The 14523-nt window shown below is 60.4% G+C and carries 14 protein-coding genes; 6 read left to right on the top strand and 8 right to left on the bottom strand.

Annotated elements, in window-relative coordinates:
* From ACMNAY_RS00300 to ACMNAY_RS00265, 8 genes are all read right to left on the bottom strand, one after another.
* A partial coding sequence (locus tag ACMNAY_RS00300; protein WP_418717946.1) for a type II toxin-antitoxin system RelE/ParE family toxin occupies positions 1-297 on the bottom strand: 297 nt, incomplete at its 3' end.
* Positions 278-553, bottom strand: a complete 276-nt coding sequence (locus ACMNAY_RS00295) for a type II toxin-antitoxin system prevent-host-death family antitoxin (protein ID WP_418717945.1) — start codon at positions 551-553, stop codon at positions 278-280. The genes ACMNAY_RS00300 and ACMNAY_RS00295, both read right to left, overlap by 20 nt.
* 65 nt (positions 554-618) lie before the next feature.
* Complete coding sequence (locus tag ACMNAY_RS00290; RefSeq protein ID WP_418717944.1) at positions 619-1491, bottom strand: GNAT family N-acetyltransferase; 873 nt, start codon at positions 1489-1491, stop codon at positions 619-621.
* Between the two features lie 254 nt (positions 1492-1745).
* The gene (locus ACMNAY_RS00285) at positions 1746-2228 is read right to left on the bottom strand and encodes a YhcH/YjgK/YiaL family protein (protein WP_418717943.1); all 483 of its coding nucleotides are present in this window, start codon (positions 2226-2228) and stop codon (positions 1746-1748) included.
* A gap of 3 nt (positions 2229-2231) precedes the next feature.
* Positions 2232-3137 carry an SPFH domain-containing protein gene (locus ACMNAY_RS00280; RefSeq protein ID WP_005932322.1) on the bottom strand — a complete coding sequence of 302 codons (906 nt, stop codon included), beginning with the start codon at positions 3135-3137 and terminating at the stop codon, positions 2232-2234.
* 16 nt (positions 3138-3153) lie between these two features.
* Entirely contained in the window at positions 3154-3603 is a 450-nt protein-coding gene (locus ACMNAY_RS00275; RefSeq protein ID WP_418717942.1) for an NfeD family protein, read from the bottom strand.
* Positions 3604-3941: 338 nt separating this feature from the next.
* Positions 3942-5798: a glycoside hydrolase family 13 protein gene (locus tag ACMNAY_RS00270; RefSeq protein ID WP_418717941.1), complete on the bottom strand. Its 1857-nt coding sequence runs from the start codon at positions 5796-5798 to the stop codon at positions 3942-3944.
* Positions 5799-6035: 237 nt separating this feature from the next.
* A complete protein-coding gene (locus ACMNAY_RS00265; RefSeq protein WP_418717940.1) occupies positions 6036-8432 on the bottom strand; it encodes a glycogen/starch/alpha-glucan phosphorylase in 2397 nt (798 codons plus the stop codon).
* Between the two features lie 331 nt (positions 8433-8763).
* Between ACMNAY_RS00265 and zapA the strand changes: the two genes are divergently transcribed.
* From zapA to mreC, 6 genes are all read left to right on the top strand, one after another.
* Positions 8764-9153 carry a cell division protein ZapA gene (zapA, locus tag ACMNAY_RS00260; protein WP_418717939.1) on the top strand — a complete coding sequence of 130 codons (390 nt, stop codon included), beginning with the start codon at positions 8764-8766 and terminating at the stop codon, positions 9151-9153.
* Positions 9154-9192: 39 nt separating this feature from the next.
* Positions 9193-11262, top strand: coding sequence for a DUF3656 domain-containing U32 family peptidase (locus ACMNAY_RS00255; protein WP_418717938.1), 2070 nt, complete (start codon positions 9193-9195; stop codon positions 11260-11262).
* Positions 11263-11337: 75 nt separating this feature from the next.
* Positions 11338-11784 (top strand): dUTP diphosphatase, encoded by a 447-nt coding sequence (gene dut, locus ACMNAY_RS00250; protein WP_418717937.1) that lies wholly within the window; start codon positions 11338-11340, stop codon positions 11782-11784.
* Positions 11785-11789: 5 nt separating this feature from the next.
* Entirely contained in the window at positions 11790-12344 is a 555-nt protein-coding gene (locus tag ACMNAY_RS00245) for a Maf family protein (protein WP_005932346.1), read from the top strand.
* 184 nt (positions 12345-12528) lie between these two features.
* Positions 12529-13551, top strand: coding sequence for a rod shape-determining protein (locus tag ACMNAY_RS00240; RefSeq protein ID WP_418717936.1), 1023 nt, complete (start codon positions 12529-12531; stop codon positions 13549-13551).
* A gap of 113 nt (positions 13552-13664) precedes the next feature.
* Positions 13665-14507 (top strand): rod shape-determining protein MreC, encoded by an 843-nt coding sequence (gene mreC, locus ACMNAY_RS00235; RefSeq protein WP_394976820.1) that lies wholly within the window; start codon positions 13665-13667, stop codon positions 14505-14507.
* Positions 14508-14523: the final 16 nt, after the last annotated feature.

The raw sequence follows: 14523 nt of genomic DNA, 5'->3' as shown, positions 1-14523 counted from the left end.
ACTTCTTGGTGCATAGCGGACAGTAACAACGATGACCTGCTGATGCGCTTCATCAATACGGAAAATGATGGTATAGTTTTCCATCAGCAATTGACGATAGCCGTGGTTGGCGTACACGCCGCTCCGGCGTTCTGGACAGCGGTGCGGCAAAGTGTCCAGTGAAAAAATCGCCTCTTCCAGCCGTCCGACCAGTTTGAGCGCAGTCTCAGGCTCCACTAATGTTTCAGCAATATAGGTGTAGATGTCGTCAATATCCTGTACTGCTCTGCGAAGCAACTTAACGCTGTACTGTTCCAAAATGCTTTCTCCTTAATGCAGCAAGTGTTTCGTGTGCATCATAAAGCTGGCCATTTTGTGCGTAGTCGGATTCTGCCTGCGAGATAGCGGCATCCACTGCGGCAGTCTCCATCAGGGTATCGTAGGTTTCCATACTCATAACGACAAGATCACCATAGCCATTTTTGGTGATGAAAATGGGCTCCCGCTTGGAATGGCAGATATCCGAAATCTCGTTTGTGTTGCGTAAGTCGGTAATGGGTCTGATTTGCGGCATAATGCCACCTCCTTCTTTGTACATTATTATAGCAGAATCGCGTACAAAAGGAAAGCCCGTACAGCTTATTTGTTCTGTATCCAATACCGCTGTGTCAGCGTTCCATCGGAGGAATCGAACTGCTCATCCTCAAGCACGCCGCCGTTGGCGCGGATGGTCTTTGCTGAGGCAACGTTGTAATGGTCGCAGCAGATGCGCACCTTTTCGATGCCTTGTTCTTTTGCCTTTTCCAGCGTCAGGCGAAGCATCTGGGTGGCGTAGCCGTTCTGCCGCTCCGAGGGGCGGACGCTGTACCCGATGTGCCCGCCGTAGGTCAGCAGGTAATCGTTGAGCCGGTGGCGCAGGTTGGTCATGCCCACCAGATGCTCATGCTCATCCAGAGCCAGATACTCCGTGGCGGGCACGAGACCGGCGGGGGTTGTGGCCGGGTCTTTCAGCTTGCGGAGTTGGGCCAGCCAGGCATCGAAGTCGGCATATTTGTCCAGAGCCGAGGTGCCGTCCATCCGGGAGCCGATGGCCAGAAATTCTTCCCGGTAGGCCATTACCTGTTCCCGGTCGCCCTCATCCGGCTCCCGCAGGTGGATCTTCTGGGGTGAGGTGCGCCGGGTGGCGGTGCGGAAATCCGGAGCCTTCATCAGGCCGTGGCAGTTGCAGTAGAAGTAAAGCACACCTGCGCCCCGCAGGGAGAAGCGGGCAGAGGAGGCATCTCCCTCGGGGTAGAGCTTGACCAGCTGCAGCTTATCGCCGGTGAGGTAGGCCAGAAACGAGATGTAATGGTTTTTCTCCATGGGGTGGTGCAGGGTGACGAAGAGCTCGTCCTCCACCCGCTCCACGGTCAGCTGATGATGCTCGTCGGCATCCTCGGCTTCGGCGATGTCCAGCGCAGGCAGGGTGATGCCGCAGCAGCTCACCACAGCCTGTCCAGTGGCGTGGAGCACATTTCAGTCTCGCGTTGCTCGACAGCGTACGGGTTGCGGCTCCCAGCATCCACTTCGCACAAAGTATTGTGCTCGTGTCTTGCTGGCCGCGGCCCCAACAACTCCTCCCTTCATCCGCCCACTGGCGGCGGTCGTCGTCGTTGCCTAATAGGGGAGCCCTTGGCAAGTCGGGCAAGCGTAATTGTTGAACCAGAGTATACTATACAAAAAAACTCCACGCAACCTACGCTGCGTGGAGTTCGTGCTTTCAGGAATTATTCGGCCTCGGTCTCGTCTTCCTCGTCCGGGTCCAGCTCCATGGTGAACACGGCCTTTTTCAGCTTGCCGCAGCCCTGGGCCTTCAAGCCGGATTTGTACGGCTCCCCAGCCAGATAGAGGGCAAAGCGGCCCTCGCAGAGCATTCCGGCAATGCTGGTGCCGGCGGTGCCCACGGTGGTATCAGAGGCTTCGTCAGCGGGCCGGGTGGGGCTGAACTCGCCCAGGGACACTTCAAACAGCTCGCTGCCCTCGAGGTCGGTCTCAAGGGTCAGGTGGTTGTCGTGCCGGACAAAGGGGGCCTTGTCGCTGGCCTGCGGGGTCACGGTGCTCACCGTGACCACAGCCTTGTCACCATCGATGCGGGTGCGCCCGGCGGGCAGGTTGTTGATATCCCGGGCCATGATGAACTCGATGACGCTGTCCAGACTGCTGCACAGGCCCAGATAGTTGGGGAGATTGTTCAGGGTATCGTAGATCATGGATCAGTCCTCTTTCGGGTCGGTCAGAAGCTCCTTGATGCTGGGCACAACGCCGCCCAGATTTTGCAGCTCCGACGGGATGATGATCTTGGTGGCCTTGCCGTTGGCAACCTTGGCCAGTGCTTCCAGGCTGCGCAGAGCCAGCACCTTGTCGTTGGGCATGGCCTCGTTCAGCAGGCGGATGGCATCGGCGTTGGCCTTCTGCACCGCGAGAATGGCCTGCGCCTCGCCCTCAGCTTCGAGAATGCGCTGCTGTTTGACGGCATCGGCACGGAGGATGGCGGCTTCCTTTTCACCCTCGGCAGCGGTGATGGCGGCCTGCTTCTCACCGTCGGCCTTCAGGATGACGGCACGCTTTTCGCGCTCTGCCTTCATCTGCTTCTCCATGGCTTCCTGGATCTCGCGCGGCGGGATGATGTTCTTGACCTCCACGCGGTTGACCTTGATGCCCCACTTGTCGGTGGCTTCATCGAGGATGGCCGTGATCTTGCCGTTGATGACATCGCGGCTGGTCAGGGTGTGATCCAGCTCCATCTCACCGATGATGTTGCGCAGGGTGGTGGCGGAAAGGCTCTCGATGGCTGCGATGGGCTGGTTGACACCGTAGGTGTAGAGCTTGGCATCCATGACCTGGAAGAACACCACGGTGTCGATCTGCATGGTAACGTTATCGCGGGTGATCACAGGCTGGGGAGGAAAGTCCGCGACCTGCTCCTTCAGGCTGACCTTTTTGGCGATCCGCTCAATGAACGGGATCTTGACATGCAGGCCGGCCGACCAGGTGTCGGAGTAGCTGCCCAGACGCTCCACAACGTACACCATGGACTGGGGCACGATGACGATGTTGGTGACGACGATGAGCAGGATAACAAAGATGAGCGCGAGGATCACGAACAGCATGATAGGCATAGAGACGCTCCTTTTTTCAGTGGTTGATGGATTCGGTCAGGATGGGTTCCACAATGAGCAGGGTGCTGTGGATCTCGGTGACCCGGCAGGCCTGCCCGGGGGTCAGGGTATCGCCGGGGGTGGCGCAGCGGGCGCTCCAGTCCACGCCATCCAGCCGCACCCGGCCCGTCTGCTGGGCAGAAACGGGGGTCAGCACCCGGGCCTCCCGGCCAAGGGCGCGGTCACCGTTGGTGGGGGTGGGCTGCTTGTGCAGCCGTTTGGCCAGCGGCTTGAATGCCAGCAGGCAGACCGCGCTGACCGCAATGAACACCACCGCCTGCACCCGGAACGAGTGGGTGAACAGGCAGCAGAGCAGGGCTGCCGCGCTGCCTGCCGCAAACCAGACGGATACCATGCTGAAGGTCATGCCCTCCAGCGCCAGGAAACCGACGGCGGCAATGAGCCAGAAAATGGGGTCAATGGACATCGAACATCCCTCCTTCTTCGTTTATTATATAACAAAGGCGTGGGAATGACAATATGTTGTTATCTAAGGGCGAGTGCTGCTCTGTCCAACCTCTCAGTCGCAGGCTTCGCCGCGACAGCTCCCCTAGTAGGGGAGCCCTTGGCAAAAGGTTTGTTTTTTCATGTTTTCGCCTGCGGCTCCAAAACCAACTATTTCCGTAAAGAAAAACATTACGCCAGCAGGGCTAAATGTAGCGAAGCGTCTGCGCTCGAAAACGCGACGGAATGCCAAAGCCTCCCCTACTAGGGGAGGTGGCATCGAGCGTCAGCGAAGATGACGGAGAGGTTTAATCCGTCTCCTTATACATAATCATAGTAGCTGTGGTCCGGGTTATGCCCCACCTCTTCCACCACGATGGTAAAGCCCATGGGATTCACCTCAGTGCTCTTGCCGCTGGCAAGGGTCTCCACGATGATATGCTCGGTGCGGTTGACGATGATCTCCGCGGTCTCCACCTTGCCCACCCGCTGGTAGTGCAGGATGCCGTCCTCGGCACGCAGGACCCGCAGCTGGCCGGTGCGGAAGGCCTCGCAGGTGTGGCGGAGCTGTGCCAGCTGTGCCAGCACGGGGCGCAGGCGCTGTTCGTGGGCATCCCACCGGAAGAAAGCCCGGTTGAAGGGATCCCGGTAGCCCTGCATGGCGATCTCGTCGCCGTAGTACAGGCAGGGCACGCCCGGCAGGGTGTAGATGATGGCGTAGGCCATCCGCAGGCGGAGCAGGCCCTCCTCGTAGGCATCGCCGGTCACACAGCGGCCGCTCTGCCACGCGCGGCCCCGGCCATTGGCGGGCTCGTCAGCGATCACGGTCAGGGCACGCTCGGTGTCGTGGGTGGAGAGGAAGTTCAGGGCGGTATCCATGGCCGGGGCAGGGTAGTGCTCGCAGATGGTCAGGATCTCCGTCATGGCCTGCTCGGCGGGCTTGCCCTTGACGAAATCCAGCACGGCGTTCTTGAAGGGGTAGTTCATCACGCTGTCCAGGCCCTTGCCCAGCAGGTAGGTGCGGCGCTTGTTGAAGCCGAACTTGGTGGTGGCATCCTCCCACACTTCGCCCAGCAGGAACTTTTCGGGGCTGACCCGCTTGACGGCGGCGCGCACCTTCTCAATGAATTCGTCGGGCAGCTCGTCGGCTACATCCAGCCGGAAGCCTGCCGCGCCACGCCGCAGCCAGGTGTCGATGACACCGCCCGGGCCGGTGATGAACTCCACATAGGAGGGGGTCTCCTCGTTGACCTCGGGCAGGGTCTCAAAGCCCCACCAGCTGCGGTAGCCGCCCTTGTACTGGGGGCCGAAATCGTACCAGCAGCGGTAAGGGGAGTTGGGGTCCCGATACGCGCCGCCCTCGCCATAGCGGCCCTCGCGGTTGAAATAGCGGCTGTCGGAGCCGGTGTGGCTGAACACGCCGTCCAGCACGATGCCGATGCCGTATTTTTTGGCGGCGGTGCACAGTGCCTCAAAATCCTCGTTGGTGCCCAGCAGGGGGTCCACATTCAGGTAGTCGGCGGTGTTGTAGCGGTGGTTGGAGTGGGCCTCAAAGATGGGGTTGAGGTAGATGAAATCAACCCCCATCTCGTGCAGATAGGGGAGCTTTTGCTGGATGCCCTTGAGGTCGCCGCCGAAATAGTCCTCGTTCAGGTGGCCGCCCACCTCGTTGGGCTGCCAGAAGGGCTCGGCGTGCTTGTCGGCCTGATAGATGCGGTCGGCAAAGGGCATGGGCTTGTTCTCCACCCCTTCGCAGAAGCGGTCCGGGAAGATCTGATAGAACACCTTGCCCTTGATGCTTTCGGGGGTCTCAAAGTCCTGCTCATAGACCGTGATCTGCCAGCTTTCGCCATCCTGCCAGCTGATCACGCCGCAGTTGTCGGGGCCGCGCACGATGCGGCGGAAGTCGGTGTAGAGGTCGAAATAGTAGAAGTAGAGGCCCGGGTCGTTCAGAGGCACTTCCACAGAAAAGTGGTTCTGCCTGGGGGTCTGGCCATCGAAGTTCATCCGGTAGTAGACGGGAACATCGAACTTGCCCTCTTTTTTCAGGACAAGGTGCGGGTCTACATAGCCCAGCTCCTCGGGAATGCAGAGCGACAGCCGGACAGTCTGCCCGGCGCGCACCGCACCAAAGGGCTGCTTGAAATAGGGGTCAAAACTGTTGAACAGACAAGACAAGTGGGGTCGTTCCTTTCTCAAAAAAGCCCCGGTTCCGTAATGGCTCCGGGGCAGAGATATATTTGTGCTAAACCCTTCTGTCAATGCTTCGCATTGCCACCTCCCCTAGTAGGGGAGGCCTTGGCAGAACGGTGAAGTCTGTGCGTAAAGGAAAAGCTGTAAAACTTTCCGTAACGCCAGAGGCCCCACTACTAGGGGGGCTGTCCCCGTAGGTGACTGGGGGGTTAACCTTTCCAATTACTTCACAGCAGAAGCGTGCCAGATATCGCGGGCGTAATCCAGCACAGAACGGTCTGCGCTGAAGATGCCGCTGTTGGCGGTGTTCTTCAGGCTCATCTGTGCCCACTTCTCGCGGTCAGCATACAGGCGCTGCAGGTCGGCCTGAGCACGGCGGTAATCCTTGAAGTCGGCCATGACCATATAAGGATCGCTGGTGCGCAGGTTCTCGGTGACCTCGTGGAAGTCCTCGCCGTTCCAGCCGCGCTCCAGGAAGTTCAGAGCGGCATTTGCCACGTCATCGCCCATGATGAAGGCGCTGGGGTGGTAGCCCACCTGCTTGAGGTTGTTGACCTCGGGAGTCAGCATGCCGAAGATCAGCTCGTTCTCCTTGCCGGCGGCATCGACGATCTCAACATTTGCGCCGTCCAGCGTGCCCAGCGTGATGGCACCGTTCAGCATGAACTTCATGTTGCCGGTACCGGAAGCCTCGGTGCCGGCCAGAGAGATCTGCTCAGAGACCTCGGCGGCGGGCATCAGGTGCTCGCTCAGGGAGACGCAGTACTCTTCCAGATAGACCACGCGCAGCTTGTCGCGCACGGCGGGGTCATTGTTGATCAGGTCGCCCAGCTTGCAGATCATCCGGATCATCTGCTTGGCCATGTAGTAGCCGGGGGCAGCCTTTGCGCCGAAGATATAGGTCTTGGGGATGAAGTCGGCGTTGGGGTTCTCCTTCAGGTACAGGTACTGAGCGGCGATGTTCAGGGCGTTCAGGTGCTGACGCTTGTACTCGTGCATCCGCTTGACCTGGCAGTCGAAGATGGAGTTGGGGTCGATGACCTGGCCGGTGCTCTTCTCGAGATAGGCGGCAAAGTTCTTCTTATTGTTCAGCTTGATCTCGTTGATGCGCTTCAGCACGGTCTTGTCGTCCGCATACTTGTTCAGCTTGGAGAGGTTGGAAGCGTCGTGCTTGTACTCCTCGCCGATGGTCTCGTCCAGCAGCTTGCACAGCTCAGGGTTGGAGGCCAGCAGCCAGCGGCGGTAAGCGATGCCGTTGGTCACGTTCTTGAAGGCCTGGGGTTTGAACAGGTAGTAATCGTGGAACACGCTCTCCTTGATGATCTCACTGTGCAGCTTGGACACGCCGTTGATGCTGTTGGCAGTGTAGGCGCAGATGTTTGCCATGCGGACCTGGTTGTCGCCAATCAGGGCCATGTAGTTGATCTTGCCCTCGTCGCCGGGGAATGCCTTTTCCAGCTCCTCGCGGGCACGGCGGTTCATCTCGACCACGATCTGGTAGATGCGGGGCAGGGTCATCTTGAAGATGTCCACATTCCACTTCTCCAGAGCCTCGGCCATAACGGTGTGGTTGGTGTAGGCAAAGACCTTCTGGCAGATCTCAAAGGCCTTATCCCAGTCAAAGCCGCACTCGTCCAGCAGGATGCGCATCATCTCGGGGATGGCCAGCGTGGGATGGGTGTCGTTCAGCTGGATGGCGACCTTGTCGGCCAGATTCTCCAGCGTGCCGTAGGTGGACAGGTGGTTCTGTACGATATCGCCGATGGATGCGGCAGAGAGGAAGTACTGCTGGCGCAGGCGGAGGATCTTGCCCTCAATGTGGTTGTCGTTGGGGTACAGCACCTTGGAGATCAGCTCGGCGCTGGCGTTCTTGCTCATGGCAGTGTTGTAGTTGCCCAGAGAGAAGCTGGACATATCAAAGTCAGGAGCCTTGGCCTGCCACAGGCGCAGCTTGGCAACGCCCTTGCCGTCGTAGCCCTGCACATACATATCGGAGGGCACAGCCATAACGCTGTTGTAGTTGGTGTGCTGGATATAGTGGAAGCCGTGATCCCAGTTCTCGCGGATCTCGCCGTCAAAGCGGACCTCGATGGCCTGATCGGGGTGGCTCTTCAGCCAGACCTGACCGCCGGGCAGCCAGTTGTCAGCGCGCTCCTGCTGCCAGCCGTCCACGATCTTCTGCTTGAAAATGCCGTACTCGTACAGGATGGAGTAGCCGGTGCCGCAGATGCCGGTGGTGGCCATGCCGTCCAGATAGCAGGCAGCCAGGCGGCCCAGACCGCCGTTGCCCAGGCCTGCATCGGGCTCTTCCTCAAAGATGCCCTCGATGTTGATGTCGGCATCAGCCAGCACCTTCTGGGCAACCTCTTCCAGACCCAGGTTGAACAGGCTCACCTTCAGGCTGCGGCCCATCAGGAACTCCATGCAGAGGTAGTATACCTGCTTGGTACCGGTGCCAATGGCCTTGGACTGGAACTTCTTGTGGTTCTCACTCATCATCTGACGGCAGATCAGGGCAAGGGAGCGGTAGATCTGCTGCTTGGAAGCAACTCTCAGATCCACGCCGTACTCGCTGGTCAGCTTGTCCTGAAGAATTTTTGCAAATTCTTTTGTAGTCATAAGGAACTCCTATCCGCACACACACTTGTGCTGTTTTGAAATATCGCAACAGGGAATTTCTCCTCTTTCCCTCTCCCTGTTAACACAACAAGAACATTATAATCAGTTCTATTCGTAAATGCAAGGAAAAACGCCGATTTTTGCCGTAACTGACATTTTTGTCACAATCTTTCTGGTAAATATGCAAAAAATTCAAAAATAGCACTTTCTCTTGGAGCGCATTTATATTATAATAAGAAGTGAACGGTTGTCCCGGCGGGGGCAAAAGCGTGTGCCGGGGCAGGAAACTCGGCCACAAACTCCGCTCAGAGTAATTATTAGTGAGGATACGATGGTTAATAAAGTGAGAGTGACCATTGCGGGCGCACCCTATGCGATCGCAACGACGGATTCCGAAAAGTATATCGCCTCTCTGGCCAAACGGCTGGATGAGGATATCACCAAGCTGCTGGACACCAACGAAAACCTTTCGGTGACCAAGGCGGCGGTGTTCTGCGCCATGGATTATCTGGACGAGTACAAAAAGAGCACCGGCAGCGCCGAGAATATGCGCAGCCAGATCCAGAATTATATTGCCGATGCCGCCAGGGCAAAGCTGGCTGAGGATAAGGTAAAAGCAGAAAATGAAACGCTGCGGCGTGAAAACGATGCCCTGCGGGAGCAGCTGGCACGCCTGCAGGCCAAGCAGAAGGCAGACCGGGAAGCAAAGACGGAAGCGTGAATGGGGGCGCGGTGAGCGCGCCGGAACAAAGGGAGTATTATGCCAAAGATCGAGATCCTTGCCCCGGTGGGCAGTGAAGAGATGCTCCGCGCTGCGGTGTTCAGCGGTGCGGACGCGGTATATCTGGGCTTTTCGGGCTTCAATGCCCGGACAGGGGCCGGAAATTTTGATGCGGACAGCCTGAAGGAGGCAGTCCGGTTCTGCCATGCGCGGGGTGTCAAGGTGCACGTGGCACTGAACACCACCGTTTACGGCGGGGAGCTGGCCGCGCTGGCCGGTGCCGTGAAGGCTGTGGCCGAGAGCGGCGCGGATGCGGTCATCTGCCAGGATCTGGCGGTGGCGCAGCTCATCGGGCGGATCACCCCCGACCTGCCCCGCCACGGCTCCACCCAGATGAGCGTCCACACCCTGCAGGGCGCGCTGGAGCTGAAGGAGCTGGGCTTTACCCGGGTGGTGCTGGCCCGTGAGCTGAGCCTGCCGGAGGTGGAGCACATCACAAAGCACTGCGGCATCGAGACCGAGTGCTTTGTCCACGGCGCGCTTTGCATGTGCGTCAGCGGCCAGTGCTATATGTCGGCCTTCCTGGGCGGCCGCAGCGGCAACCGGGGCTCCTGCGCCGGGCCCTGCCGCCTGCCCTTTGAGGCAAACCCGCTGCCCGAGGGCAAGCCGGGCCGTCTGCACCACCTTTCCCTGAAGGATAACTCCGTCATCGACAAGCTGGATCGGATGCAGGCTGTCGGTGTGGCATCGGCCAAAATCGAGGGCCGTCTGCGCACGCCGGAGTATGTGGCGGCGGCGGTCAGTGCCTGTCTGGCAGGCCGCGAGGGCCGCGCCTACGACCGTGACCTGCTGAAAAATGCGTTCAGCCGCTCCGGCTTCACCTCCGGCTATCTGGATGGAAAGATCGACGGCACCATGTTCGGCGTGCGCAGCGAAGCCGATGCGGAGCTGACCAAAAAGACCCTGCCTGCCCTGCGTGAGCTCTACCGCCGCGATCGCAGCCGGGTGCCGGTGCAGTTCAGGCTGGAGATCGAAGAGGGCGGCGAGAAGCTGACCGTGACCGACGCGGACGGCAACAAGGCCTTTGCCTACGGCGATGCGGAACCGCAGCCTGCCCGCACCGACCCCACCGAGAGCCTGCAGCGCAGCCTTTCCAAGACGGGCGGCACCCCCTTTGCGGTGGAAAAGATCGATGTGGAGATGGACGGCGGCCCCTGGTTCGTGCCGGGCAGTGCCGTGAACGAGCTGCGCCGGGATGCGCTGGAGGCCCTGCTGAAAAAGCGGGAGGTCCTGCGCCCCTGGCCGGTACACGAGGCGGAGCCGGATGCTCTGCCCTTGCGCACTCTGCCGCCCCGCCGCACCCTGCGCGCCCGCTTTGAAGCTTGGGAGCAGGTGCCGGAGCAGGCCCTGAGCGGGGTGGAGTATCTCATCCTGCCCATTGCCCAGGCCGACCGGGTGCCCCGGGAGTGGCGGGAGAAGACCCTTCTGGAGCTGCCGCGCGTGATGTTCGGCGCGCTGGAGGAGGACACCGCCCGCCGCATTGCCGCCACCCAGGATGCGGGTTTTGCGGGCTATGAGGTAAGCAACATCGCCCACCTGCGGCTCTGCCGTGGCCTGCCGATGACCGGCGGTTTCGGCCTGAACGTCACCAACCAGATGGCGGCGCAGTTCTACGCCGACCATGGCCTGAACAGTGTGCTCATCCTGCCCGAGGTCAAGGACAGCGATATCAGCACCATTGCCCCCACCCATAACGGCAAGCCTGTGCCCACCGGTGTGCTGGTCTATGGCCACATGCCGCTGATGGTCACCCGTGCCTGCCCGCTGCAGAACATCCATGACTGCGCCCACTGCAATAAAGCAGGGGAACTGACCGACCGCAAGGCCAAAAAGTTCCCGGTGCGCTGCGGCATGGGCGTGCGGACGATCTATAACCCTGTACCTATTTATATGGGAGACAAGCCCGGTGCCCTGACTGTGGACTATGGCGTGGCCTACTTCACGCTGGAATCCCGGGAGGAAGCTGCCGCCATTCTGGACAGCATCCGTGTCCACGCACCCTTTGAGGGAGAGTTTACAAGAGGACTGTATTTTAAGGGGACGAATTAAACCTCTCAGTCTCGCTTCGCAGGCCGTCAGGCTTTGACGGAGAGGTTTAGCAACAAACAATTTATGAGGTATACTATGGAACCGATCACCGTAAACTATAAAGTATTGGACCCCCGGGCCAAGGTGCCCGCCTATGCAACGCCGGGGGCAGCGGCGGCCGACCTGTGCGCCGTGCTGGATGCGCCCCTGACGCTGGCCCCCATGCAGCGGGCGTTGGTGCCCACCGGCCTTGCCATCGAGCTGCCTGGCCCCCACGCTGTGGCGCTGGTCTATGCCCGCAGCGGCCTTTCCATCAAGCACGGCCTGTGCATGGCAAACGGCGTGGGTGTGGTGGACAGTGACTACCGCGGGGAACTGAAGGTGCCCATGATCAATCTGGGCACCGAGGCCTATACCATCCAGCCCGGTGAGCGTGTGGCACAGCTCTGCATTGCACCGGTGTATACCGCTGCCTTTGCTCAGGCGGCCGAACTGGGGGATACCCAGCGCGGCGCGGGCGGCTTTGGCTCAACGGGGAAGTGAAGCGTATGAAAGATCTGATCCTGGCTTCCCAGAGCCCCCGACGGAAAGAACTGTTGAGCCTGTACACGACGGATTTTACCGTCTGCGTCAGCGATTTTGACGAGGATGCCGTGACGGCGGATACCCCCGCCCGGCTGGTGGAACAGCTTGCCCGGGGCAAGTGCCTTGCTGTGGCCAAGGAACACCCCGGTGCCGTGGTGCTGGGCTGCGATACCGTGGTGGATGTGAACGGCGAGGTGTTTGGCAAGCCTCACAGCCCGGACGATGCCAGACGGATGCTCCGCGCGCTGTCCGGCGCGACTCACTATGTGCACACCGGTGTCTGCGTTTCCGATGGCACCCGCACCGAGAGCTTTGTGGATACCTGCAAGGTCACCTTCTTTCCGCTGAGCGAGGAGGAGATCGAGCGGTACGCCGCCACAGAGGAGCCCTACGATAAGGCCGGTGCCTACGCCATCCAGGGCCGCGCGGCGGTCTGGCTGGATGCCATTGAGGGTGATTATTACACCATTATGGGCCTGCCTGTCAGCCGGACGGTCCGCCTGCTTGAACAGTTCTGACAGTTTGCGCGGCGGAACGTGCAGAAAAATGAAAAATACGGAAAAACTTGACAAAACGCTTGAGAAAACGTTGACTTGCGGCTATAATAGAAACGTGTTATTCTGCGATAGGCGGTCAAACCCTGTGGAGTTTGGGCCGCCGTGCGTTTTGGAATAGACCGGAAATACGAAGGAGAGCTTCATTATGAGTTTTTTGTCAAAGGACGTTGGCGTTGATCTGGGTACTGCCAATACCCTGGTTTACATGAAGGGCAAGGGCATCATCATGCGGGAGCCCTCGGTCGTGGCTGTGGATACCAAGACCGATGAGGTGCGCTGCGTGGGTGCTGAGGCAAAGGCTGTCATCGGCCGTACCCCCGGCAGCATCGTGGCGGTCCGCCCCCTGAAGGACGGTGTCATCGCCGATTTCGATATCACGGCAAATATGCTGGAGAACTTCCTGAAAAAGGCCTGCGGCAACAGCATGTTCTCCCGCCCCCGCGTGGTCATCTGCATCCCCTCGGGCGTGACCGAGGTGGAGCGCCGCGCTGTGCGTGAGGCGACCCTCAAGGCCGGTGCCCGTCAGGTCTCCGTCATCGAGGAGCCCATGGCTGCTGCCATCGGCGCCGGTCTGCCCATCAGCGAGCCCTCCGGCAGCATGGTGGTGGACATCGGCGGCGGCACCAGCGAGGTGGCCGTCATCAGTTTGGGCGGCATCGTGGCGGCCCGCAGCGTGCGCGTGGGCGGCGACGAGTTCGACCAGAGCATCATCGCCTACATCAAGCGCAAGTACAACCTGCTCATCGGTGAGCGCACCGCCGAGCAGATCAAGATCGAGATCGGCTCCGCCTACGAGCTGGACCAGGAGACCAGCATGGAGATCAAGGGCCGCAACCTGGTGGACGGCCTGCCCAAGAACATCACCGTCCACTCCGAAGAGGTGCGGGAGGCTCTGGAAGAGAGCCTGCAGAAGATCACCGACGCCATCAAGGAGACCCTGGAGCGCACCCCGCCGGAGCTGTCGGCGGACATCATCGACCACGGCATCATGCTCACCGGCGGCGGCGCTCTGCTGCGCGGCCTGGATCAGCTGATCAACCGTGAGACCGGCATCGACGTGCACGTGGCCGAGAATCCTCTGGACTGCGTGGCCGTGGGCGCGGGCGCGGTGCTGGATCATCTGGACATCCTCAGCGACGTGCTGGACGACGATTCCAGCCACTTCTGATCGCCGCGAAAAAAGCGGCGCAGCGCGGAAAAACTGTGCGCGGGCGGCGTTCTTTCGCCGCCCGCTTTTGAATTGAACGCCCCGGCGGGCCCGGGGCGCAAGGAGTCTTGCCCATGCGCGACTTTTTCTACACCAAAAAATTCAAGATCCTGCTGGCGGTGGCGGTGGTGCTGGCGGGCATGATGGCCTGGGCCGGCGCCAACGGCCGGCTGACCAACGCCCCCCAGGAAATCATGGGCGCGCTGCTCACCCCAGTCCAGAAAGCGGCCCAGCTGTTCAGCGGCGGGCTGGACGGCCTGCTGGACAAATACGTGCGCATCGACCAGATCATCGCCGAGAACGAGCAGCTCCAGCAGGAGAACCAGGAGCTGCGGGACCAGCTGGTGGACTATGACCAGCTGGCGGCGGAGAACAAGGCCTTCCGGGACCTGCTCAACATCCGGGAGGAGAACCCCGAGTTCCAGTATGCCTCGGCCTTCGTCATCAGCCGCGACCCGCTGGACCGCTTCGGCGGCTTCACCATCGACCAGGGCACCCTGCACGGGGTGGAGAAGGGCGATGTGGTGGTCAGCGACAAGGGCTACCTTGTGGGCCGTGTGCTGGAGGCGGACCTCTCCAGCAGCAAGGTGATGACCATCCTGCAGCCCGGCTCCTATGTGGCCTGCCTTGTGAGCCGCACCCGTGACAGCGGCAACCTGAACGGCTCGGCGGACTACGCCGCCGACGGCATGTGCGTGCTGGAAAACCTGCCCCGGGACACCCTGGCCATGGTGGGCGACGAGATCATCACCACCGGCCTGGGGGGCGAGTTCCCCGCCAACATCCGGGTGGGCACCATTCTGGAACTGCTGCCCGAGAACAGCGGCACCTCCACCATCGCGGTGGTGGAGCCGGGAGCGGACATCAACAAACTCACCCATGTATTCATCGTCACCGACGTATCCGCCGGGGAGTAAACGCAGGGAGGACGCG

Origin of the sequence: Candidatus Allofournierella merdipullorum (assembly GCF_048426865.1) — a bacterium.
GTDB classification, from domain to species: domain Bacteria; phylum Bacillota; class Clostridia; order Oscillospirales; family Ruminococcaceae; genus Allofournierella_A; species Allofournierella_A merdipullorum.
The sequence above is the reverse complement of the archived record's forward strand: the minus strand, read 5'-3'. Positions and strand labels throughout refer to the sequence as shown.